17 protein-coding genes are annotated in these 24,257 nt (G+C 67.2%); 12 read left to right on the forward strand and 5 right to left on the reverse strand.

Going from position 1 to position 24,257, the window contains the following annotated elements; all coding sequences use genetic code 11:
- Positions 1 to 73 precede the first annotated feature (73 nt).
- From gdhA to ACREYQ_RS27300, 5 genes are all read right to left on the reverse strand, one after another.
- The gene (gdhA, locus tag ACREYQ_RS27280) at positions 74 to 1,417 is read right to left on the reverse strand and encodes an NADP-specific glutamate dehydrogenase (protein WP_432261087.1); all 1,344 of its coding nucleotides are present in this window, start codon (positions 1,415 to 1,417) and stop codon (positions 74 to 76) included.
- Between the two features lie 288 nt (positions 1,418 to 1,705).
- Positions 1,706 to 2,461: a DeoR/GlpR family DNA-binding transcription regulator gene (locus ACREYQ_RS27285; protein ID WP_432261088.1), complete on the reverse strand. Its 756-nt coding sequence runs from the start codon at positions 2,459 to 2,461 to the stop codon at positions 1,706 to 1,708.
- A gap of 253 nt (positions 2,462 to 2,714) precedes the next feature.
- Positions 2,715 to 4,178, reverse strand: a complete 1,464-nt coding sequence (gene phnY / locus ACREYQ_RS27290; RefSeq protein ID WP_432261089.1) for a phosphonoacetaldehyde dehydrogenase — start codon at positions 4,176 to 4,178, stop codon at positions 2,715 to 2,717.
- Positions 4,179 to 4,210: 32 nt separating this feature from the next.
- The gene (phnA, locus tag ACREYQ_RS27295; protein ID WP_432261090.1) at positions 4,211 to 5,473 is read right to left on the reverse strand and encodes a phosphonoacetate hydrolase; all 1,263 of its coding nucleotides are present in this window, start codon (positions 5,471 to 5,473) and stop codon (positions 4,211 to 4,213) included.
- A gap of 60 nt (positions 5,474 to 5,533) precedes the next feature.
- Complete coding sequence (locus ACREYQ_RS27300; protein WP_432261091.1) at positions 5,534 to 6,244, reverse strand: phosphonate utilization associated transcriptional regulator; 711 nt, start codon at positions 6,242 to 6,244, stop codon at positions 5,534 to 5,536.
- Between the two features lie 264 nt (positions 6,245 to 6,508).
- Here ACREYQ_RS27300 and ACREYQ_RS27305 point away from each other — a divergent pair, with 264 nt between their 5' ends.
- The 12 genes from ACREYQ_RS27305 (at position 6,509) to adhP (ending at position 24,248) form a co-directional block, all read left to right on the forward strand.
- Entirely contained in the window at positions 6,509 to 7,543 is a 1,035-nt protein-coding gene (locus ACREYQ_RS27305) for a putative 2-aminoethylphosphonate ABC transporter substrate-binding protein (RefSeq protein ID WP_432261092.1), read from the forward strand.
- Between the two features lie 169 nt (positions 7,544 to 7,712).
- On the forward strand, positions 7,713 to 8,849 hold the full coding sequence (locus ACREYQ_RS27310; protein ID WP_432262672.1) for a putative 2-aminoethylphosphonate ABC transporter ATP-binding protein: 1,137 nt from the start codon (positions 7,713 to 7,715) through the stop codon (positions 8,847 to 8,849).
- Positions 8,840 to 10,624 (forward strand): putative 2-aminoethylphosphonate ABC transporter permease subunit, encoded by a 1,785-nt coding sequence (locus tag ACREYQ_RS27315; protein WP_432261093.1) that lies wholly within the window; start codon positions 8,840 to 8,842, stop codon positions 10,622 to 10,624. Before ACREYQ_RS27310 ends, ACREYQ_RS27315 begins: the two co-directional genes overlap by 10 nt.
- Positions 10,625 to 10,664: 40 nt before the next feature.
- Positions 10,665 to 11,798, forward strand: a complete 1,134-nt coding sequence (locus tag ACREYQ_RS27320) for a 2-aminoethylphosphonate--pyruvate transaminase (RefSeq protein WP_432261094.1) — start codon at positions 10,665 to 10,667, stop codon at positions 11,796 to 11,798.
- 127 nt (positions 11,799 to 11,925) lie between these two features.
- Positions 11,926 to 12,777, forward strand: coding sequence for an EamA family transporter (locus ACREYQ_RS27325; protein ID WP_432261095.1), 852 nt, complete (start codon positions 11,926 to 11,928; stop codon positions 12,775 to 12,777).
- Between the two features lie 96 nt (positions 12,778 to 12,873).
- Positions 12,874 to 15,366: a GcvT family protein gene (locus tag ACREYQ_RS27330; protein ID WP_432261096.1), complete on the forward strand. Its 2,493-nt coding sequence runs from the start codon at positions 12,874 to 12,876 to the stop codon at positions 15,364 to 15,366.
- Positions 15,367 to 15,399: 33 nt separating this feature from the next.
- The gene (purU, locus tag ACREYQ_RS27335; RefSeq protein WP_432261097.1) at positions 15,400 to 16,296 is read left to right on the forward strand and encodes a formyltetrahydrofolate deformylase; all 897 of its coding nucleotides are present in this window, start codon (positions 15,400 to 15,402) and stop codon (positions 16,294 to 16,296) included.
- Between the two features lie 396 nt (positions 16,297 to 16,692).
- Positions 16,693 to 19,527 (forward strand): xanthine dehydrogenase family protein molybdopterin-binding subunit, encoded by a 2,835-nt coding sequence (locus tag ACREYQ_RS27340; protein WP_432261098.1) that lies wholly within the window; start codon positions 16,693 to 16,695, stop codon positions 19,525 to 19,527.
- The gene (locus ACREYQ_RS27345) at positions 19,524 to 20,084 is read left to right on the forward strand and encodes a (2Fe-2S)-binding protein (RefSeq protein WP_432261099.1); all 561 of its coding nucleotides are present in this window, start codon (positions 19,524 to 19,526) and stop codon (positions 20,082 to 20,084) included. Before ACREYQ_RS27340 ends, ACREYQ_RS27345 begins: the two co-directional genes overlap by 4 nt.
- The gene (locus ACREYQ_RS27350) at positions 20,084 to 21,367 is read left to right on the forward strand and encodes a c-type cytochrome (RefSeq protein WP_432262673.1); all 1,284 of its coding nucleotides are present in this window, start codon (positions 20,084 to 20,086) and stop codon (positions 21,365 to 21,367) included. The genes ACREYQ_RS27345 and ACREYQ_RS27350 overlap by 1 nt, the downstream gene beginning before the upstream one ends.
- A 229-nt stretch (positions 21,368 to 21,596) precedes the next feature.
- Positions 21,597 to 23,117 (forward strand): aldehyde dehydrogenase, encoded by a 1,521-nt coding sequence (adh, locus tag ACREYQ_RS27355; protein ID WP_432261100.1) that lies wholly within the window; start codon positions 21,597 to 21,599, stop codon positions 23,115 to 23,117.
- Between the two features lie 102 nt (positions 23,118 to 23,219).
- On the forward strand, positions 23,220 to 24,248 hold the full coding sequence (adhP, locus tag ACREYQ_RS27360) for an alcohol dehydrogenase AdhP (RefSeq protein WP_432261101.1): 1,029 nt from the start codon (positions 23,220 to 23,222) through the stop codon (positions 24,246 to 24,248).
- The last annotated feature ends 9 nt before the right edge of the window (positions 24,249 to 24,257 follow it).

The raw sequence follows: 24,257 nt of genomic DNA on the forward strand, positions 1-24,257 counted from the left end.
GGCGCAAAGCAAAAGGGGCAGTCCCGCGAGGGCTGCCCCTTTTTTTGCTGGCTGGCTGTAGTGCCCCTGGAGGTCAGATCACGCCTTGCGCCAGCATGGCGTCGGCCACCTTGACGAAGCCGGCGATATTCGCGCCTTCCACATAGTTGATATAGCCGCCCGCCTTCTGCCCGTGGTGAATGCAGTTCTGGTGGATGTCCTTCATGATCGCGTGCAGCTTCTCGTCGACCTCGGCGTGGTGCCACGACAGGCGCATCGCGTTCTGGGACATTTCCAGGCCGGAGGTGGCCACGCCGCCGGCGTTGCTGGCTTTGCCCGGTGCGTACAGGATCTTCGCGTCGACAAAGCGGTCCACCGCTTCCAGCGTCGACGGCATGTTGGCGCCTTCGGCCACGCAGATCACGCCGTTGCCAAGCAGGGTCTCGGCGTCGTTGCCGTCCAGTTCGTTCTGCGTGGCGCAGGGCAGCGCCACGTCGGCGGGCACGTGCCACGGGGTGCGGCCGGCCTCGAAGGTGATGCCATGGCGGGCGGCAAAGTCGGACAGGCGGCCGCGCTCTTCATTCTTGAAGGCCATCACTTCGGCCAGCTGTTCCGTGGTCATGCCTTGCGGGTAGTGCAGCACGCCGCCGGAATCGGACAGCGTCAGCACCGTGGCCCCCAGCTCGATGGCCTTCTCGGCCGCGTACTGGGCCACGTTGCCCGAACCGGAGATCAGCACGCGCAGGCCGTCGAAGCCGCGCCCGCGCCGGTGCAGCATCTCCTGCGCGAAGTAGACCGTGCCGTAGCCGGTGGCTTCCGGGCGCATCAGGCTGCCGCCGTAGGCCAGGCCCTTGCCGGTAAAGACGCAGGCGGACTGGTTCGACAGCTTCTTCATCATCCCGGCCATGAAGCCGACCTCACGCGCACCCACGCCGATATCGCCGGCCGGGATGTCGGTATCCGGGCCCAGGTGGCGGTACAGCTCGGTCACCAGCGCCTGGCAGAAGCGCATCACTTCGCCGTCGGACTTGCCCTTGGGATCGAAGTCCGAGCCGCCCTTGCCGCCGCCCATGGGCAGCGTGGTCAGCGCGTTCTTGAAGGTCTGCTCGAAGCCCAGGAATTTCAGCACCGACAGGTTCACGGTCGGGTGGAAGCGCATGCCGCCCTTGAACGGGCCGATGGCCGAGCTGTGCTGCACGCGGAAGGCGCGGTTGACCTGCACCCGGTTCTGGTCGTCAGTCCAGGCCACGCGGAACTGGATCACGCGCTCGGGCTCCACCAGCCGCTCAAGCAGGGCCTGGTCGGCGTAGCGCGGATTGCGCTCGACGAACGGCCAGAGCGTCATCATCACTTCCTTCACGGCCTGGAGGAATTCAGGTTGATTGGGGTCGCGGCGGGCAACCCCCGCCAGGAATGCGTCAAGGGAGGGAGAATTCACGGATGTCTCTTGCTGTGCTGGAGTGGCAGGATCCGGCAGCCTTGCCGGCTTGGGCCGGTCTGTGGTGCCGTCTGGCGTTGCGCCGATGGAAGGTGGGTGGCCTCCGATTGTCTGCACATTCACGGCGGGCCGTGAATGTCCGACAACGCAGCACTTTAGCACCAGCGTGGGGCACGCGACAGTCAAAACACCTGTGACAGCGGCGTGAAAGCCGCATTCCGGTGGATCAGGCGGGGATTTCCGTGCGATCAGCGGACAGCGCCGCGCCTTGGGGCCGGCTCGCCGCCTTCAGGCGATGAGCAGCTTGGTGCCCCGCTCCTTGAGCGCCGCGCCCAGCCCCGGCTCCGGCGCCATGTCGGTGATCAGCCAGGCAGCCAGTTCGGAATGCTTGATGGTGACCCCGGTGTTGCGCCCGAACTTGGTATGGTCGGCGACCACGCAGGCCATGTCGGCAGCCAGCAGCATGCGGCTGCGCAACTCCGCCGCGGCGCGCGAAAAATCGCACATCTCGCCGCGCGGCGTGACGCCGCCGATGCCGATAAAGGCAAAGTCGGTGTGGTAGCGCGACAGCTGCTCGATGGTGTCCCAGCCGTGCGTGGCGTCTTCGTTGTCCTGCAGCTCGCCGCCCAGCACGATCACCCGGTTGCCGTTGCGCCGGCCCAGCAGCTGGGCGATGGCAAGGTCGTTGGTGTAGACCAGCAGGTTGTGATGCCCGTGCAGCGCCTGCGCGACCGCGTGGGTGGTGGTGCCGTAGTCCAGGATCAGCGAGGCGCCATCGCGCACCAGCTCCGCCGCGCGCACGCCGATGGCGCGCTTGCCCTCGGCATTGACCGCCGCCCGGGTCTGGGTATCGGGCTCGGTGCGGTCCGAGGCCAGCGCGCCGCCGTGGGTCAGCACCAGCAGGCCGCGCGCGGCCAGCGCGTTGAGATCGCGCCGGATAGTCTCGCGCGAGACGTCGAGCTCGGTCACCAGTTCGCTGATGGCGAGCGCGCCGGTGGCGGAGAGCTGGTCGAGGATGTATTTCTGCCGTTGTTCGGCGAGCACGGTGACTCCGGGAGCGTCAGGGATTGGGGGCTGATTCTAGCGCAGCGGGTGCCAGGATGTGCCGGGCCGATGGGCGGCCAACGATCGATTGTTTGCTCCTTCTCCCGCTTGCGGGAGAGGGTGGGGGTGAGGGCGGGAGTCTCTACGGAGTACAGCCGCTGGTATGCCGGCGCCTGCCCTCACCCCCTGCCCCTCTCCCGCAAGCGGGAGAGGGGAGCAAACCAGCGGTAGATCCAGTTCCCCAGGGCCGACCTCACCCCCAAGGCAACGTAATCGTCTTCAGGTTGGTAAAGCTCTTGGCCGCCTCCTGCACCCCTTCCTTGTACCCCAGCCCCGAATCCTTGATCCCCCCGAACGGCGTCAGCTCGATACGGTAGCCCGGCACTTCCCACAGGTTGACCGTGCCCACATGCAGCGAATTGGCGATCTTCGTGAAATCCTCGATGCGGTTGGTGCAGACACCAGAGGACAGCCCGAACGCGGTGCCGTTGGCAATGCGGATGGCATCGTCCACGTCGCGGAAGGTGATGATCGGCGAAACCGGCCCGAAGGTTTCCTCGCGCACCACGGTCATCGACGGATCCACGCGGTCCAGCACCGTCGGCGAATAGCTGGCGCCGTTGCGCTGGTTGCCCACCAGCAGCCGCGCGCCCTGCGCCACCGCCTCGTTGACGCGCGCCTCGAACAGCTGCGCGGCCTGCTCGTCGATCACGGTGCCCATGTCGACGCCGTGGTCCATCGGGTCGCCGTACTTCCACGCGCGGGTCTTCTCCACCACCAGTTCGGTAAAGCGCGCGGCCACGGCTTCATGCACCAGCATGCGCTTGACCGCGGTGCAGCGCTGGCCGGAGTTCTTGTATGAGCCCTGCACCGCCAGGTCCGAGGCGCGGTCCAGGTCGGCGTCGTCCAGCACGATCAGCGGGTCGTTGCCGCCCAGCTCCAGCACCACGCGCTTGTAGCCGGCCTTGCTGGCGATGTACTTGCCAATCGCCACGCCGCCGGTAAAGGTCACCAGGTCCACCGCCGGGTGCGTGATCAGCTCGTCGGCGATCTCGCGCGGATCACCGGTGACCACCTGCAGCATCTGCGGCGGCAGGCCGGCTTCATACAGCAGGTCGGCCAGGTAGAACGCCGACAGCGGCACCTTTTCCGACGGCTTGAGCACCATGCGGTTGTTGGTGGCGATCGACGGCGCCACCTTGTGCGCCACCTGGTTCATCGGGTGGTTGAACGGCGTGATGGCGCAGATCACGCCCAGCAGCGGCTCGCGCTGGGTCATCACGCGGCGCTTCTTGCCGTGCGGGGTCAGGTCGCACGAGAACAGCTGGCCATCGTCGCGCAGCGCCTCGGTGGCGGCAAAGCCCAGCACGTCGGCAACGCGGCCGATCTCATACAGCGAATCCTTCTTGGACAGGCCGGATTCCAGCGTGATCAGGTCCGACGCCTCCTCGGTGCGCTCGCGCAGCAGGGCGGCGGCGCGGTTCAGGATGGCGGCGCGCTCGTAGCGCGTCAGCGTGGCGCGGTAGGCCTGGCCCACTTCGAAGGCGCGGCGCACGTCGTCCAGCGTGGCCTTGGGCACGGTGCCGACCAGCGAGCCGTCATACGGGTTGCGCACTTCGATCACACGCTCGCGCACGATCTTCTGGCCGTCGATGCGCAGGGCCTCGGCGCGGAAATGGGGGCTGACGGCACCAGCGGGGAATTGGGGGGCGTTCATGAATTACCTCCGGTCAATACAGCGCGATGCACTCAGTGCAGATGGTTCAGCGCGACATCGAAGATGTCGAAATTGCGCAGCAGGGCCTTGCCGGGAATGCCGGCGGTGGCGCGGTTGAACACCAGCGGCACGGTCTGCTCCGACACGCCGCCGTGCGAGCGCAGCGGCGCGTCCAGCCCGGACAGGTCGTGGCGGCTGCGGCTGGTGCCCAGCACCACGTGCTTGTCGCTGGTCACCACCAGGTCGCCGACGCGGTCGGGCGGCAGCTCGAAGCGCGCGCAGGCTTCGGCGTTGGTCAGCACGCTTTCCACGCCCTGCAGGCCGGACAGGCGGGCCCGGATCGCGGCCCGGTCGGCATCGTCAGGCAGATAGATAGTGGCGTAGGACCCGAGCGCGCCGTGGTGGACCACGTAGGGGTCGGTGATCGGCAAGATCACGCGCGCGCCGCCGTCTGCCACGCCGCGGCCCAGCCAGTCGTCCAGCTGGTCCTGCAGGTAGATCACGTTGGGCGCCTTGGTGGCATCGTCGTGCTTGGCGTTCATGCCGTGGTCGGCGGTCAGCGCGACCACGCAGCCCAGCTCGTCCAGCCGCGCCAGGTACTTGTCCATCATGGCGTAGAAGGCGTTGGCGCCGTCCGAGCCGGGTGCGAACTTGTGCTGGATATAGTCGGTGGTGGACAGGTACATCAGGTCCGGGCGGCGCGTTTCCATCAGGCGCACGCCGGCGGCGAAGACGAACTCAGACAGCTCGGCGCTGTACACGTCAGGCACCGGCATGCCGACCAGCTCCAGCACGCCGTCGATGCCGTTCTCCGCCACCGTGGCCTGGTCGGCCTTCTCCGACGAGAAGCAGATGCCCTGCATGCCGTGGCCCAGCAGCCGGCGCAGCTTGTCCTTGGCGGTCACCACGGCGACGCTGGCCCCCGCATCGGCAAACGCGGCCAGGATGGTGCCGGCACGCAGGTACTTGGGGTCGTTCATCATCACTTCCTCGCCGCGCCCGCCGTTGGCGCTGCGGTCAAAGAAGTAGTTGCCGCAGATGCCGTGCACCGCCGGCGGCGCGCCGCAGACGATAGACAGGTTGTTGGGATTGGTGAAGGTCGGCACCACGCAGGCGCCGCGGAAGGCGGAGCCGGCTTCCAGCAGCCGCGTCAGGTAGGGGGCGCGGCCGCTGGCGGCGGCGGCTTCCAGGTAGTCGAACTCGCAGCCGTCGACGCAGACCACCACGACGGGCTGCTGCATCCAGCGATAGGTGCGCTGGTTGACGGTAATGGTGCGGACATTGGTGTCGGGCATGTCGGGGTTCCTGTGCGTAGGCGCGATCGGGGTCGGTACTTTCAGAGGCGTCGGTCGGATTCAGGCGGCAGCACCCTTGCCGGCGCTGGCCGGGTCCACCGCGGCATGCATGCGGGCGCGGCCGCGCGCGACGTGCTCGCCCATCAGGCGCGCGGCCAGTTCGCCGTCGCGCGCGGCAATCGCCGAGACGATGGCGCGATGCTCGCGGGTGGAATCGGGCATCGCGGCCTGGTTTCCGGACAGCGCTTCGCGGCGGAACAGCGTCAGCTCCTTGACCAGGCGCCGGTAGGTATCCAGCAGCTTGCGGTTGCCGGCCAGTTCGACCATGCGGTCGTGGAATTCCAGATTCAGCCGCGTGTACTCATCGACGTCGCGCGCCTGGCTGGCCGCATCCAATGCCTCAACCAGGGCGCGCAGTTCGCGCAGGCCCTCCGGCGTGATGCGCGCCGCCAGCTGCCGGCCGATGAATTCATCCAGCACCGCGCGCAGCTCATAGATCTCATCGGCCTCTACCACCGAGATGGCGCGCACGAACACGCCGCGGTTCTTCTCGGTGCGCAGCAGGCCGGCCTGCTCCAGCGCCCGGAAGGCCTCCCGCACCGGTCCGCGCGAGACATTGAGCTGTCCCGCGACCTCGATCTCATTGAGCTTGGCGCCGGGAGGCAGGTCGCCCGACATGATCCGCAGCTCCAGTTCGCGCTGCACCAGGGTGGTCAGGGACTGGCTCTGCAGGATGGTGATTTCGCTCGCCAGCGGCGCTTGGCGTGACATGAAAACTCCCGTTTGTGACGGATTGAGCAATATCGAAAATCCTTGTTGCCATTAAAGCAAGCGGTTTGTATATTGTCAACAATCAAGACATCGGTGCGGTGCAAAGGGTGAGTTACGGAGCGCCAGAAACCAGGCATATGTCTTGCAAGTGTTGTAGCAGAAGGGTTTTACGGTGATTCAATGTTGTGCAGTGTGCCTCGCGGCATTGCAACATATTCACCAAAATGACACATATCTCCACCTACAATGCCAGAAGGAGTCCCCATGCAGCCGTCCTTCACCACCACCCTGCGCACCGCCGCCACCTTGCTTGCGCTAGCTGCCTCCGGCACCGCGCTGGCCCAGAAAACCACCCTGACCGTCTATACGGCGTGGGAGATCGAAACCCTCAAGCCGTATGCCGAGGGCTTTGCCAAGGTGGCGCCCGATATCGAACTGAAGTACGTGCGCGACTCCACCGGCGTCATCACCGCCAAGGCGTTGGCCGAAAAGGCCAACCCGCAGGCCGACGTGATCGCCGGTCTGGCGGCGTCCAGCCTGGAGCTGCTCAAGCAGGAGGGGATGCTCACGCCCTACTCCCCCAAGGGCTTCGAGAAGCTGACGCGCGACTACAGCGACAAGGCCACGCCGCCGTCATGGGTGGGGCTGGACGTGTGGGGCGCCACCATCTGCTTCAACACCATCGAAGCCAGGAAGCGCAACCTGCCGCGCCCCGAGACCTGGAAGGACCTGGCCAAGCCCGTCTACAAGGGCACCATCGTGATGCCCAACCCGGCCTCTTCCGGCACCGGCTTCCTGGACGTGACCGCCTGGCTGCAGCTCTTTGGCGAGCAGGAGGGCTGGAAGTACATGGACGGATTGCATGAAAACATCGCCCAGTACACGCATTCGGGCTCCAAGCCGTGCAAGCAGGCCGGCTCGGGTGAATTCCCGATCGGCATCTCGTTCGAGCTGCGCGCGCACAAGACGCTGGCCTCGGGCGCGCCGATCGAGATGATCTTCCCCAAGGAAGGCTTGGGCTACGACATCGAGGCCGCCAGCATCGTCAAGGGCACTAAAAAGATGGAGGCCGCGCAGCGCTACATGGACTGGCTCGCCAGCAAGGACGCCAACCAGTTGTTTGCCAGGGACTGGGCCATCGTTGCCTATCCGGGCGTGGCCGGGAAGGTCGAGTCCATCCCCGCCAACTACGAGCAGATGCTGGTCAAGAACGACTTCGGCTTTATCGCCAAAAACCGCGAGCGCGTGCTGACTGAATGGCAGAAGCGCTATGCCAGCAAGTCGGAGAAGCAGCCCTGAGGATGCAGTGTTGTTGTTTGCTATTGCGATGACCGTGCCTGTCGTCCCCGCGAAGACGGGGACCCAGCGACTTTTATCCCCGCAGGGGACGTGAAGACGCTGGATTCCCGCCTTCGCGGGAATGACCGGAATGGTTCAGCCAATCCACCAGAACTACTGCCCCCACGCCATGCAGACCCCCACATCAACGGCCGAGACCTACCTGAGCCTGAAAGGCATCCACAAGCGCTTCGGCGGCAACGGCAGCAAAAGCAGCGGTGCCTTCGTGGCACTCCACCATATCGACCTGGACGTGCGCCAGGGCGAGCTGCTGTGCTTCCTGGGCCCGTCGGGCTGCGGCAAGACCACGCTGCTGCGCATCATCGCCGGCCTGGAATCGCAGAGCGCCGGCACCATCCACCAGGGCGGGCGCGACATCTCCTCGCTGCCGCCGATGGAGCGCGACTACGGCATCGTGTTCCAGTCCTATGCGCTGTTCCCCAACCTGACGGTGGCGGACAACGTGGCCTACGGCCTGGTCAACCGCCGCATGCCGCGCGACCAGCGCCGCGCCCGCGTGGACGAGCTGCTGACGCTGGTGGGGCTGCCCGACCGCGGCAGCCAATACCCGGCGCAGCTCTCGGGCGGCCAGCAGCAGCGCGTGGCGATTGTGCGCGCGCTGGCCACCTCGCCCGGTCTGCTGTTGCTGGATGAACCGCTGTCCGCGCTCGATGCCCGCGTGCGGGTGCGGCTGCGCAGCGAGATCCGCGCGCTGCAGCAGCGGCTGAACATCACCACCATCCTGGTCACGCACGACCAGGAAGAGGCGCTGTCGATGGCCGACCGCATCGTGGTGATGAACCAGGGCGCGATCGAGCAGGTGGGCACGCCGGCGCAGATCTACCAGCGCCCGGCCACGCCGTTCGCGGCGGACTTCGTCGGCAAGACCAATATGCTGGGCGCGCGCGTCTGCGGCGACGGCGAACTGCAGCTGGGCGGCGTGCGCATGCGCTGCGCAGCGCCCCCGGGCTGTTGCACGGATGAGGACGTGCAGGTGTTCTTCCGCCCGGAAGACGTCTGCGTGCGCGGGATCGAACAGCATGGCCCCAACGTGCTGAAGGCCACCGTGGACAAGATCGAGTTCCTCGGCGCGTTCTCGCGGCTGACGCTGCGCCTGCCCGACGCCGCCGGCGGGGCGCCGGGGTGCGCGCTTTATGCCGACCTCTCCCTCAATGACCTGCACGAGCTGCGCCCGAACACCGGCGACCTGCTGCGCCTGGCCATTCCCGCTGACCGTATCCGCATCTTCCGCCACGCATGCGCATGAGCCTCACTGCGGCGCCGGCCAGCACGTCTGCCACGATACCGGCCACCGATACCGTCCCCACCCCCGCCACCAGCGCGCCACCGGCCCTGGCCGCCACCTCCGTGCGCCCGCACTGGACCGACCGCCTCGCTCACGTATTGCTGGCGCTCGCCGCGCTGGCGCTCGCGTGCTTCGTGCTGGCGCCGATCGTGATGATCCTGGCCAAAAGCGTGCAGAACCGCGACGGCAGCCTGGCCGGCATCGCCCACTTCCGCGCATACTTCGAGTCGCCCGCGCTGCTGCGCTCGGTGTGGAACAGCCTGTGGGTCTCGGCGCTGGCCACCTGCGTCACGGTGCCGCTGGCATTCAGCTTTGCCTATGCGCTGACGCGCAGCCGCATCGCGTGCAAGGCCTTGTTGCGCAACCTGGCGCTGATCCCGCTGCTGGCGCCGTCGCTGCTGGCGGCCATCTCCTTTATCTTCTGGTTCGGCAACCAGGGGCTGCTCAAGCCCTGGATGGGCAGCACGCAGATCTACGGGCCGCTGGGCATCGTGGCCTCGCTGGTGTTTGCCACCTTCCCGCATGCGCTGATGATCCTGATCACGGCGCTGTCGCTGACCGACGCGCGCCTGTATGAAGCGGCAGATGCGCTGGGCACCTCGACCGTGCGCAAATTCTTCACCATCACCGTGCCGGGCGCGCGCTACGGCCTGGTCAGCGCGGCCATGGTGGTGTTCACCTATGCGATCTCGGACTTTGGCATCCCCAAGGTGATTGGCGGCAACTTCGGCATGCTGGCCACCGACATCTACAAGCTGGTGATCGGCATGCAGGACTTCTCGCAGGGCGCGGTGGTGTCGCTGATGCTGCTGGTGCCGGTGGCGGTCACCTACTACATCGACGCGCGCGTGCAGCGCCGCCAGATGGCGCTGATGTCGGCGCGCTCGGTGCCCTACGTGCCGCGCCGCAGCCGCCGTTTCGACCTGGCCATGGCGGTGTTCTGCTGGCTGATGGCGGCGCTGATGCTGGCGGTGATGGGCATGGCGATCTACGCATCCTTCGTCAAGCTGTGGCCGTACAACTTCTCGCTGTCGCTGAACCACTACCGGGTGGGGCTGGTCGAGGGCGGCGTGGTCGATTCCTACCTGAACAGCCTGCGCATGGCCGGCCTGGCCGCGCTGATCGGCCCGGTGTTCATTTTCGCCACCGCCTACCTGCTGGAGAAGACCCGCGGCCTGGACTGGCTGCGCAGCTTCGTGCGGCTGATGGCGGTGCTGCCGATGGGCGTGCCGGGGCTGGTGCTGGGCCTGGGCTACATCTTCTTCTTCGTGCCGCAGGCCAACCCGATGCACGGGCTGTACCAGACGCTGGGCATCCTGGTGCTGGTGACCATCGTCCACTATTACGCGTCCTGCCACCTGACCGCCGTGACCGCGCTCAAGCAACTCGACAGCGAGTTCGAGGCGGTGTCCGCGTCGCTGAAGGTGCCGTTCTACAAGACCTTTTTCAAGGTCACGGTGCCGGCCTGCCTGCCGGCCATCCTGGAGATCTCGCGCTACCTGTTCATCAACGCGATGACGACGGTCTCGGCGGTGGTGTTCCTGTACGGCGCCGACACCAAGCTGGCCTCGGTCGAGATCGTCAACCTGGATGAATCCGGCGACATCGGCCCCGCGGCGGCCATGGCGGCCCTGGTAGTGCTGACTTCGGCCTTCGCCTGCCTGCTCTATTACCTGCTGCAACGCGTGCTCGATTGCAAGACGCAGGCCTGGCGCCAGGGTCAGGGCAACGACTGACCTTTCCAAATCTCCCCTCCTTCCCAATCAGGAGCTCTCCATGATTCGCGGCAACGACCCGATCCTTCTGACCCCCGGCCCACTGACCACCTCGCTCGCCACCAGGCAGGCCATGCTGCGCGACTGGGGTTCGTGGGACGCCGCCTTCAACGCCATCACGCGCAGCCTGTGCGACGACCTGGTGCGCATCGTCCACGGCGAAGGCACCCATGTGTGCGTGCCGATGCAGGGCAGCGGCACCTTCTCGGTGGAAGCGGCCATTGCCAACGTGGTGCCGCGCGACGGCAAGGTGCTGGTGCCGCAGAATGGCGCCTACTGCCAGCGCATCCTCAAGATCTGCAAGGTGCTGGGCCGCGCCAGCGTGGAACTGCCGATTCCCGAAGACCAGCCCGCCACTGCCGCGCTGATCGAAGAAGCCATCCGGCACGATCCGTCGATCACGCATGTGGCCCAGGTGCATTGCGAAACCGGCGCGGGCGTGCTCAACCCGCTGCAGGACATCGCCATGCTGTGCCAGCGGCTGGGCAAGGGGCTGATCGTCGATGCGATGAGCGCGTTCGGCGCGATCGAAATCGATGCGCGCACCATGCCGTTCGATGCGCTGGTGGCCGCCACCGGCAAGTGCATCGAGGGCGTGCCGGGCATGGGCTTCGTGCTGGTGAAGAAGGATGTGCTGGAAGCCAGCCAGGGCAACAGCCACTCGCTGGCGCTGGACCTGTACGACCAGTATGTCTATATGCAGAAGACCACGCAGTGGCGCTTCACGCCACCCACGCACGTGGTGGCGGCCTTCCGCACCGCGCTCGACCAGTTCCTGGAAGAAGGCGGCCAGCCGGTGCGCGGCGCGCGCTACCGCAAGAATTGCGACACGCTGGTGCAGGGCATGGCCACGCTCGGCTTCCGCACCTTCCTGCCAGCGGCGGTGCAGGCGCCGACCATTGTCACCTTCCACGCGCCGGCCGACGCGCGCTATGACTTCAAGACCTTCTACGCCAAAGTGCGCGAGCGCGGCTACATCCTGTATCCGGGCAAGCTGACGCAGATGGAAACCTTCCGCGTGGGCTGCATCGGCGCGATCGATGACAACGAGATGCGCAATGTGGTGACGGCGATCGGCGAGGTGCTGCGCGAGATGGGGATCAAGATGCAGGCGCCGCTGGCGCAAGCGGCTTGATTGGCTGGTTTCCCCCCTGTCGCCTGCGGCAGGCTCCCCTCTCTCGCGCGCGGGAGAGGGGAGTACACAAGCGGGTTCGCAAACGCGTCCGAAGACCCGAGGACCACAAGAACAAGACGACCCCTTCATGTCCCTCCCCCCCGATTTTCACGGCCTCGCCTTTGCCGCCGTGATGTTGTCCGCGCTGATGCACGCGTCGTGGAATGCCATCGTCAAGATCGGCGGCGACCGCCTCTCGTCGATGGCGCTGATCGACACCTTCTGCCTGCTGGCGGCGTTTCCCTTCCTGTTCCTGGTGCCCCTGCCCGCGCCGCAGGTGTGGCCCTTCCTGCTGGCCACCGTGGCGCTGGAGGTCGGCTACAAGCTGTCGCTGGTGGCCGCCTACAACCGCGGCGACTTCAGCCAGGCCTATCCGCTGATGCGCGGTTCGGCGCCGATGATGGTGGCCATCCTGCTGTTGCTGACCGGCAGCGAACGGCTGGGGCCCGGCGGCTATGCCGGCATCGCGCTGATCTGCTGCGGGCTGGTCAGCCTGGTGCGCTGGCGCCGGCAATCGCCCGACCTGCTCGGCTTTGCGCTGCTGGCCGGGGCCTGCCTGGCGGGCGGCACCGTCATCGACGGCACCGCGGTGAAGCGCTATGGCGAGGTCTTCACCTATATCGTCTGGCTGCAGGCGATGTCGCATGTGTTCATGCCCAGCTACGCCTTCAGCCGCCGCGGCTCCGCGCTGCTGGCACTGTTGCGCACGGAATGGAAGCGCGCGTGGATCGGCGGCATCAATCGCGTCGGGTCGTATGCGCTGATGCTGTGGGCGATGACCATGGCACCCGTGACCAAGCTGGCGGCGCTGCGCGAGTCCAGCGTGATCTTTGCCGCGCTGCTCGGGCACTTCCTGCTGCGCGAGCCGTTTGACCGGCGGCGCCTGGTCGCAACCGCGCTGGTGCTGGCCGGCATCGTGACACTGCAACTGGCGCGCTGAGCCATCCCGAATGTTGCAATTTGTGTTGTTTATTGGCGTTTTTTTGCATAACATGGCTGGCAACTCCAACCGCCTTCCTGCTGAGGTTTTCGCGCCATGTCCCTCCCCCCGTCCAGTACCCGCGTCGTCATCATCGGCGGCGGCATCATCGGCTGCAGCGTCGCCTACCACCTGACCAAACTTGGCTGGAAGGACGTCGTCCTGCTGGAACAGGGGCAACTTTCCTGCGGCACCACCTGGCACGCCGCCGGCCTGGTCGGGCAGTTGCGCTCGCAGGAAAGCATGACCAGGCTGATCCGCTACTCCACGCAGCTGTACAGCGAACTGGAAGCGGAAACAGGCCTTGGCACCGGCTGGAAGCAATGCGGCTCGCTGTCGGTCGCGCGCACCGCCGAGCGCATGACGCAGCTGCGCCGCACCGCGGCGGTGGCGCGGGCCTATGGCGTGGAATGCGAGGTGATCTCGCCCGCCCAGGCTGGCGAGCTGTGGCCGGTGATGCGTACCGACGACCTGCTTGGCGCGGTCTGGCTGCCCGGCGACGGCAAGGCCAACCCGACCGACCTGACCCAGGCGCTGGCGCGCGGCGCGCGCAGCCGCGGCGCCGTCATTGCGCAGGACACGAAGATCACCGCGATCCACACCCGCGATGGCCGCGCCACCGGCGTCAGCTGGCGCAACAAGGCCGGCGACGAAGGCCGTATCGAGGCAGAGATCGTGGTCAACTGCGCGGGCCAGTGGGCACGCAAGGTCGGCCAGCTGTGCGGCGTGACCGTGCCGCTGCACTCGGCCGAGCATTACTACATCGTCACCGAGCGCATTGCCGGCGTGCACCCGGATTTGCCGGTGATGCGCGACCCGGACGGCTTCATCTACTTCAAGGAAGAAGTCGGCGGGCTGGTGATGGGCGGCTTCGAGCCCAATGCCAAGCCGTGGGGCATGCAGGGCATTCCGGAGCCGTTCGAGTTCCAGTTGCTGCCCGATGACTGGGACCAGTTCGAGATCCTGATGGAAAACGCGCTGATCCGCGTTCCGGCACTGGAGTCGGCGCAGATCAGGCAGTTCTACAACGGGCCGGAGTCGTTCACGCCGGACAACAACTTCATCCTGGGCGAGGCGCCCGAGCTGCGCAACTTCTACGTGGGCGCGGGCTTCAACTCGATGGGCATCGCCTCCGCCGGCGGTGCGGGCATGGCGCTGGCCGAATGGATTGTCGCGGGCGAGCCGACCATGGACCTGTGGCCGGTTGATATCCGACGCTTTGCCGGCTTCAACGGCAACGAAAGCTGGCTGCACGACCGCGTCAAGGAAACGCTGGGCCTGCACTACGCGATGCCCTGGCCGAACCGGGAACTGGATACGGCGCGGCCGTTCCGCCGCTCGCCGCTCTATGCCCACCTGCGCGACGCCGGCGCCAACTTCGGCAGCAAGATGGGCTGGGAACGGCCAAACTTCTTCGCGCCGGCCGGCGAGTCGCCCGAGATCCGCTACGCCTTCGGGCAGCAGAACTGGCTGCCGTGGAGCGGCGCGGAACACCGCGCCTGCCGCCAAGCGGTGGCGCTGTTCGATATGAGTTCGTTCTCCAAGTACCTCGTCAAGGGGGCCGATGCCGAGGCCGTGCTGCAATACGTGATGAGCAACGATGTGGCCGTGCCGCCGGGGCAGACCGTGTACACCGCCATGCTCAACGACCGCGGCACCTATGAATCCGACCTGACCGTGACGCGGCTGGCGCACGACCAGTACCTATTGGTGACCGGCTCGGCGCAGACCACGCGCGACTTCAACTACATCGAGCGCCTGATCCCCGCCGACAAGCGCTGCGCGATTGTCGATGTCACGGGCCAGTACGCCGTGCTGGCGGTGATGGGCCCGCGCTCGCGCGAGCTGTTGCAGAGCGTATCGCGCGCCGACTTCTCCAACGAGGCGTTCCCGTTCGGCACCTCGAAGGAGATCGATCTCGGCTATGCCACCGTGCGTGCGACACGCCTGACCTATGTGGGCGAACTGGGCTGGGAACTGTATGTCCCGGTGGAATTCGCCGTGGGCGTGCACAACACCCTGCACGAGGCCGGACAACGCTTCGGGCTGGTCAACGCCGGCTATTACGCCATCGAATCGCTGCGCATCGAGAAGGGATACCGCGCCTGGAGCCGCGAACTGACCACCGATATCCATCCGTTCGAAGCCGGGCTGTCCTTTGCCTGCAAGCTGAACACGGACATCCCGTTCCGCGGGCGCGAAGCGCTGCTGAAGCTGCGCGCGGCCGGCGGCGCCGCGCAGGTGCGCCGGCGCGTTGCCGTGGTCACGCTGGACGGCGCGAGCAAGGCCATGCTCTGGGGCGGCGAGGCGATCCTGCGTACCGCCCCGGACGGCAGCGTGCGCCCGGCCGGCTTCGTCACGTCCGCCGCGTTCGGCCATACCCTCGGCTGTCCGGTGGGCATGGGGCTGCTGGCACGCGCCGATGGTCCGGCCGACGCGGCATGGATCGACGGCGGCAAGTATCACGTGGACCTGGCCGGCGAACTGCTGCCCGCGCGCATCCACCTGCGCGCGCCATACGATCCGGCCAGCGAGCGGACCAAGGCCTGACCTTCATCGATGCAACCGGATACCGGAGTGCCCATGCCAGTGGCCCAGACCGAAACCGCCAGCTACATCCTGACGCTGTCCTGCCCCGACCGTCCCGGCATCGTCCATGCCGTTTCTGCCCTGCTGGTGGAAGCCGCCGCCAATATCGTCGACTCCGCACAGTTCGGCGATCGCGACCGCGCGCGGTTTTTCATGCGTGTGCACTTCCAGCGGCCGCTGCCCGAAGGCCAGGACGCCGACGATGCGCTCGCTGCCCTGCGCAGCACGCTGGCGGGCGTGGCGGCCGCGCATCAGATGGACTGGTCGCTGCACGACGCCGCGCGCAAGCCGCGCGTGATGCTGATGGTGTCAAAGATCGGCCACTGCCTGAACGACCTGCTGTTCCGCCACCGCACCGGCCAGCTGCCCATCGAGATCCCGGCCATCGTCTCCAACCACAAGGACTTCTACCAGCTTGCGGCAAGCTACGACATCCCCTTCCATCACCTGCCCCTGCTCAATGCCACGCCGCAAGGCAAGGCCGCGCAGGAAGCGAGACTGTGGGACCTGGTCTGCGACTACCGTATCGACCTGGTGGTCCTGGCCCGTTACATGCAGGTCTTGTCCGACGACCTGTGCCGCCGCCTGGAAGGCCGCGCCATCAATATCCATCATTCCTTCCTGCCCAGCTTCAAGGGCGCGCGCCCCTACGCGCAAGCCTATGAGCGCGGCGTCAAGCTGATCGGCGCCACGGCGCACTACGTGACCGGCGACCTCGACGAAGGCCCCATCATCGAACAGGAAGTCGCGCGCGTGGACCACGCCATGGACCCCGCGCAACTGACCGCCATCGGACGCGACGTGGAATGCGTGGCGCTGGCGCGGGCGGTGAAATGGCATGCGGAACATCGCGTGCTGCGCAACGGGGGCAGGACGCTGGTGTTCCGGTGAACGGGCAGCCGGTTCCGCCCCTTCAGCCGGCTACCGCCCTCACGACCTGAAAGAGGACTATTCGCCCCGACTGATAACCACTATTCACCTCACCGGCTTGAGGTTAACCCTTAGGGGCGGCGAGAATCGCGGGTCAGCGCAGCCAGACCGCGCCAGGACCATGACAAGCAATGCCCCGCCCCCCGCTCGCCTGCGCCGGCAAGGCGTTGGCCCGCGCCTGCCCCCGCGGCCGCAAGCGCCACGCCCTGTGCCGGCGCCGGCGCCGGCGCTCCTTGACGTGCCCGGCCCTGTCGCCGATCCTGATCCCATCAGACGTTCCAGCACCTGCGCCAGCCAGGAAGGGGCGCGGGCCGGCTGCCATCAGCGCAATCCCCAAGGAATCCCCAAGGAATCCCCATGCCCAGCTTCAACCCTTCACGGCGCACTTTCCTGAAAGCCAGCGTCGTGGCCGGGGTGTCGGTCTATATCGCACCCATCGGCGGCAAAGCCTTCGCGGCATTGTTCGAAGACAAGCTCCTGACCCCGGTCCAGTGGGACCCCAAGGCAGGCATCCCGAAATTCCGCATCGACGGCATCGCCAAGGTCACCGGCGCCAAGGTGTTTGCGCGCGATATCCGCGCGCGCGACATGCCGCACTGGCCGCCGCAGCAGTCGCACGCCTTCATCCTGCGCGCCACGCAGGCCGACCGCGCCTATGAGGGCTTCGACCTCGCCGTGCTGGGCGACGAACTGAAGCCGGACCGCGTGGTCACCGCGGAAGACCTTGCCCGCGACGGCGTGGCCTTCCCCGCCTTCTACGGCGAAGACATGCTGCTGCCCAGGGGCAAGACCCCGGCCTACCTGGGCCACGCGGTGGCAATCCTGATCTATCACGACTTCGCGCGCTTCCGCTTTGCCAAGGACAAGCTCAAGTTCCGCGACGACGTGGTCCGCTATGGCGCCAGGACGGGTCCGCTCGAGCGCGATCCATGGGGCACCTTCCGCTTCGTGCGCGTGGGCGGCGCCACGCCGCAAGATGACGACGTGTTCTCCAGCCTGAAGAACGCGCCGGTGTTTCCCAGCATGATGCGCAAGCACCAGCCGGTGTGGCCGGACGGCAAGGACCACGGCCAGCTCGGCGAGCAGGGCATGTACCACGCCGGCGCGATCCGCGCGCAGCTGGCCAGGCCGCCCGAGGACTGGCTGGTGCTGGAGCGCGAGTACAACACGCAGTCGATCGATACCGCGGCGCTGGAGCCCGACAACGCCAACTGCTGGTACGACGCCGCCGCGCAGGCACTGCACATGGTGGTGCCGACACAATCGCCGATCGAAGTCGCCGAAAGCGCGGGCGAAATGCTGGCGAAGGCCAAGGGTGCGTTCCCGGTGAAGCAGGTGTTCCTGCACCCGTGCTACACCGTGGGCTACGGCTCCAAGGACCACTACAACGTCCCGTTCTACGGCCTGGTCACGGCGCTCTATGCCGAGGGCAAGCCGGTGCGCCTGGCCAACGACCGCTACGAGCAGTTCCAGACCTCGATCAAGCGCCACGCCTTCAAGATGCGCTACCGCATCGCCGTGGACCGCAAGACGGGCCTGTTCCAGGCGTTCCAGGGCGACCTGGAGGCCAACGGCGGCGGCCGCGCCAACTTCTCGCCCTCGGTGGCGATGGTGGGCGCCACCGCGGCGCAGTCGATCTATTACTTCCCGAAGAACGACCTGAGCGCGGTCGCGATCGCCTCGCGCGCCATCGACGCGGGCTCGGCGCGCGGCTACGGCACGCTGCAGAGCATGGCCGCGACCGAGATGATGGTCGACGAGTTTGCCGAACAGCTCAAGCTCGACCCGATCGAGTTCCGGCTGAAGAACGCGCTGCGCTCCGGCATGAAGAACACGCAGGGCGCCATCCCCGCCGGCGCGATCCGTGTCGACGAAGTACTGGAAGCGGCCAGGGCGCATCCGCTGTGGACCGGCCGCGCAAAGAAGAAGGCCGAGTTCGAAGCCGCCAACCCGGGCCGCCGCTACGGCGTGGGCTTTGCCTGCGTGCAGAAGGACTTCGGCACCGGCGCCGAAGCCTCGTTCGCCCGGGTCGAGATGAAGGCCGACGGCAGCATCGCGCTGCATCACTCCGGCGCCGAGATCGGCACCGGCATGTCGACCTCGCAGGCCGCCGCGGTGGCGCGCTGGCTGGGCAAGCCTGCGGCCGAGGTGCGCACCTCGGTCACCGAGTGGGCCGACCTGCCGATGGTGACTTCCGGCGATCCCTACCTGATGAGCCAGGCCGAGCAGGACCGGCTGTCCGCCAACCCGCGCTGGACGCCGTCGTACGCATCGCCCTCCAGCGCCACCAACTCGGCCTACTACTTCACCCACAGCACGCGCGAAGCCGCGCGCGTGGTCTTCATGCATGGCCTGTGGCCGGCGGCGATGGCGATCTGGAGCCAGGGCATCGGCGGCGGCCAGGCGGCCTCGCTGGTGGTGCGCGTCGAAGACGCGCGCTGGACCGAGGGCAAGCTCAGTGCCGGCGGCCTGCAGGCGCTGCCGCTGGAGCAGCTGGCAGCCAAGGCGCATGAAATGGGCCTGGTCACCGGGGCCACCGTGCACGTATTCAACCGCTGGCAGTGGAGCGAGGCCGATTTCGACATCAACGGCCACGCCGCGCGGCTGCCCATCGACGGCCTGTCGGTGCGCTACGGCGATGGTGCCGACAGCGCGCGCAAGGCACGCATGCGCACCAGCGGCGGCTACGACGTGCTCGACCGCAAGAAGGTCTACATCGCGCCCACGCAGCGCAACAACGCCGCGGTCACGTACTACAGCGCGATCGGCACACTGGTGGAACTGTCGGTGCACGAGGCCAGCGGCAAGGTCGAGGTGCTGTCGCACCATTCCATCATGGAGTGCGGCACGCAGCTGTCGCCGCAACTGGTGTCCGGCCAGCTGCAGGGCGGCGTCGCCATGGGCATCGGCCACGCGCTGCATGAATACCTGCCGCTCTACGAGGACGGCCCCGGCAACGGCACCTGGAACTTCAACCGCTACCACCTGCCGCGCGCCAGCGACGTGGCCGTGTGGTCCCAGAGCGGCACAGTGCTGCCACCCGTCTCTGAAACCGACCCGCCCAAGGGCATCGCCGAGGTGGTGATGATCCCGGTGGTGGGCGCCATCGTCAACGGCATCGCGCATGCCATCGGCCACCGCTTCACCGACCTGCCGGTCACGGCCGAAAAGATCCAGGAGGTCCTCGCATGAGCATCGCCACCCAACCCCTTACGCTCAACATCAACGGCAAGGACGTCGGCCCGCTCGACGTGCCCGAAGGCCTGATGATGATCGACTTCCTGCATGAGTACCTGGACCTGACCGGCTCGCGCCTGGGCTGCGGCCAGGGCATCTGCCATGCCTGCGTGGTGATCCACGACAAGGCCGACGGCACCAGCGAGGAAGTGCGCAGCTGCATCACCGGCGCGCACTGGTTCCAGGGCCGCAAGGTGCGCACCGTGGAAGGCCACGGCAAGCGCAACGACAAGGGCGAGGTGGTCGAGCTCACGCCGGTGCAGCAGAAGTTCCTGGAGCATTTCAGCTTCCAGTGCGGCTACTGTACGCCGGGCTTCGTCAACGGCGCGACTATCCTGGTGGAACAGCTCAAGCGCAAGCCGGTGGCCAGGGACAAGGTCGACGAGACCATCACCGCCGCGCTGGATGGCCATATCTGCCGCTGCACGGGGTATGTGCGGTACTACAAGGCCGTGAAAGACGTGATCACCAGCACTCCTGGGTTGGTCAAGGACAGCGGGAGCGCCAAGTGATGCAGCGACCCGCCTTCCTGAACCTCGCCCGCGCGGCTTTTGCCGCGCTGGCCGCCGCCACGCTGGTGGCCGGCTGCGGCGGCGACACCGAAGCCGTCGCCCCGGCCGCCGACCAGGCGCCCAAGACCCAGCTCCCGCCCGCCGAGCAGATCGCGCGCGGCCGCTACCTGATGCGCGCGGGCGACTGCGCCGCCTGCCATACCGCGCCGCAGGGCGCGCCGTTTGCCGGCGGCGTGGAACTGGCCTCGCCGTTCGGCAAGTTCTACGGGACCAACATCACGCCCGACAAGAAGCACGGTATCGGCAACTGGAGCGCCGACGACTTCTACACCGCGCTGCATGACGGCAAGACGCCCGACAAGCATCTCTATCCGGCGATGCCGTACACCTCGTACCGCGGCCTGTCGCGCGCGGATACCGACGCCATGTACGCCTACCTGATGCAGGTGAAGCCGGCGGCCGTGCCGAACCGCCCGCACGACCTGCAGTTCCCGTACAACCTGCGCTCTGCGCTGGTGGGCTGGAACCTGCTGTTCCTGGAGAACAAGCTGCCCGATGCCTCCTCCGGCAATTCCGAGTCGTGGCAGCGCGGCCGCTATCTGTCCAACGCGCTCGGCCATTGCGCCGAATGCCATACGCCGCGCGCCGCGTTTGGCCGGCTGGACCTGTCCAGGCCCCTGGCTGGCGCCGCGCTGGCACGCGTGGGCGCGCCGGACATCACCCCCGCCGGCCTGGCCACACGCGGCTGGACCGCGGCGGACCTGCAGCAGTTCTTTGCCACCGGCATCGCGCCGCAAGGCTCGGCCTTCGGCGAGATGTACCCGGTGGTGCATCTGAGCAGCCAGTACCTGAACCAGGGCGACCTGGCGGCGATGAGCACCTACCTGCTCGGTGACAAGGCACCCGCGCCGCAGCCGGTCAAGGCCATCAACGCCGATGCCGCGCAGCTGGCACCGGGCCGGCGCCACTACGTGGCGGTCTGCGCCGGCTGCCACGGGCGCGAGGGCGAAGGCAAGCCGCACGTGGCGGTGCCGATGGCCGGCAACTCCACCGTGCGCAACGCCGATGCGCACAACCTGATCGTGTCGATGCTCGACGGCATCGAGGCGCAGCGCTTCCCCGGCACGGAAGCCATGCAGGACATGCCGGGCTTTGCCGCGCGCATGAACGATGAAGAACTGGCGCAGCTGGCCAACTACCTGCGCGCCACCTGGGGCGGCCAGCCGGCCGACGTGACGCCCACCGCCGTCAAGGCGCTGCGCGCGGCAGGCCCCGGGCACTGAGGCCCTGCCGGGGTGTTCCATTCTGGAACACCCGCTGTCACGCGCTGGCACAGCCGCGCCGGCGCGTGACACATCCCACCCGATTCCTGCGCACGCGCCTCCGGTTTTCCCCGCGTTTCCCCCGTTTTTTGCTCCGATCCCGCCCCGGCACAGCTCTTGCGATCTGCCTGCCGTGCGCGCGGCATCCACGCCGTGACGACACCACACAGTTCACTGAACGGAGCGAGACATGAACATGGCGGAAATCGCCCAGCTGGGCGTCAGCAACCCCTACAAGCAGCAGTACGAAAACTACATCGGCGGCGCGTGGGTGCCGCCGGCCGGCGGCGAGTACTTCGAATCGGTCACGCCGATCACCGGCAAGCCGTTCACGCGCGTGCCGCGCTCGGGCCAGCAGGATGTCGATGCCGCGCTGGACGCCGCGCACGCCGCCAAGGCCGCATGGGCGCGCACCTCCACCACCGAGCGCGCCAACATCCTGAACCGCATCGCCGACCGCATCGAAGCCAACCTGAAGCTGCTGGCCGTGGCCGAGAGCATCGACAACGGCAAGCCGGTGCGCGAGACCACCGCCGCCGACCTGCCGCTGGCGGTCGACCACTTCCGCTACTTTGCCGGCTGCATCCGTTCGCAGGAAGGCGGCATCTCCGAGATCGACGCCGACACCATCGCCTACCACTTCCATGAGCCGCTGGGCGTGGTCGGCCAGATCATCCCGTGGAACTTCCCGCTGCTGATGGCCACCTGGAAGCTGGCCCCGGCGCTGGCCGCCGGCAACTGCGTGGTGCTCAAGCCCGCGGAACAGACGCCTGCGTCGATCCTGGTGCTGATGGAAGTGATCGGCGACCTGCTGCCGCCGGGCGTGGTCAACGTGATCAACGGCTTCGGCCTGGAAGCCGGCAAGCCGCTGGCATCGAGCCCGCGCATCAGCAAGGTGGCCTTCACCGGCGAGACCACCACCGGCCGCCTGATCATGCAGTACGCGTCGCAGAACCTGATCCCGGTGACGCTGGAGCTGGGCGGCAAGTCGCCCAACATCTTCTTCGAAGACGTGCTGGCCGCCGACGACGCCTTCTTCGACAAGGCGCTGGAAGGCTTTGCCATGTTCGCGCTGAACCAGGGCGAGGTCTGCACCTGCCCGTCGCGCGCGCTGATCCAGGAATCGATCTACGACCGCTTCATGGAGCGCGCGCTCAAGCGCGTGGCCGCGATCCGCCAGGGCCATCCACTCGACACCGGCACCATGATCGGCGCGCAGGCCTCGGCCGAACAGCTGGAGAAGATCCTGTCGTACATCGACCTGGGCCGCAAGGAAGGCGCGCAGTGCCTCACCGGCGGCGAGCGCAACGTGCTGGACGGCGACCTGGCGGGCGGCTACTACGTCAAGCCGACCGTATTCGCCGGCCACAACAAGATGCGCATCTTCCAGGAAGAGATCTTCGGGCCGGTGGTATCGGTGACCACTTTCAAGGATGAGGAAGAGGCACTGGCCATCGCCAACGATACGCTCTACGGCCTGGGTGCCGGCGTCTGGACCCGTGACGGCGCGCGCGCCTTCCGCATGGGCCGCGGCATCCAGGCGGGGCGCGTGTGGACCAACTGCTACCACGCTTACCCCGCGCATGCCGCATTCGGAGGATACAAGCAGTCCGGCATCGGCCGCGAGAACCATCGCATGATGCTCGACCACTACCAGCAGACCAAGAACCTGCTGGTGAGCTACAGCCCCAACGCGCTCGGGTTCTTCTGACCACGCTCAAGGCATGGCGTTTTGGCCGTGCAATGCGGCCTACGCCATGCCATCATCCGGTGGTGCCCCGCGGCGCGGGGTCAACCTGAACCAGGAGTCGAGATGCCAGCGATGATGAAAGCTGCGGTAGTGCGCGAATTCGGCGCGCCGCTTACGATCGATGAAGTTCCTGTTCCGCAACCCGGCCCCGGCCAGATCCAGGTCAAGATCGAGGCCTCCGGCGTGTGCCACACCGACCTGCATGCCGCCGACGGCGACTGGCCGGTCAAACCCACCCTGCCCTTTATCCCCGGCCACGAAGGCGTGGGCTATGTCTCTGCCGTCGGCAGCGGCGTCACCCGCGTAAGGGAAGGCGACCGCGTCGGCGTGCCCTGGCTCTACAGCGCCTGCGGCTACTGCGAGCACTGCCTGCAGGGCTGGGAAACGCTATGCGAGAAGCAGCAGAACACCGGCTATTCCGTCAACGGCGGCTATGGCGAATACGTGGTCGCCGATCCCGACTACGTGGGCCTGCTGCCGGACAAGGTCGGCTTTGTCGAGATCGCGCCGATCCTGTGCGCGGGCGTGACGGTCTACAAGGGCCTGAAGGTCACCGACACGCGGCCCGGCCAGTGGGTGGTGATCTCCGGCATCGGCGGCCTGGGCCACGTCGCCGTGCAGTATGCGCGCGCCATGGGCCTGCGCGTGGCGGCGGTCGATATCGATGACGACAAGCTCGCGCTGGCGCGCAGGCTGGGCGCGGAAGCCACCGTCAACGCGCGCACCACCGAGCCCGCCGCGTGGCTGCAGAAGGAGATTGGCGGCGCGCACGGCGTGCTGGTGACGGCGGTGTCCCCGATCGCGTTCTCGCAGGCCATCGGCATGGTGCGCCGTGGCGGCACCATTGCCCTCAACGGCCTGCCGCCGGGCGATTTCGGCACGCCGATCTTCGACGTGGTGCTCAAGGGCATCACCATCCGCGGCTCCATCGTCGGCACGCGCAGCGACCTGCAGGAGTCGCTGGACTTTGCCGCGCACGGCGACGTCAAGGCCACGGTATCGACCGCGAAGCTCGACGACATCAACGATATCTTCGGGCGCCTGCGCAACGGCAAGGTCGAAGGCCGCGTGGTGCTGGACTTCGCCGCCTGAACCGGAGAA

The organism is Cupriavidus sp. TMH.W2 (assembly GCF_050847365.1).
In the GTDB taxonomy this organism is placed as follows: domain Bacteria; phylum Pseudomonadota; class Gammaproteobacteria; order Burkholderiales; family Burkholderiaceae; genus Cupriavidus.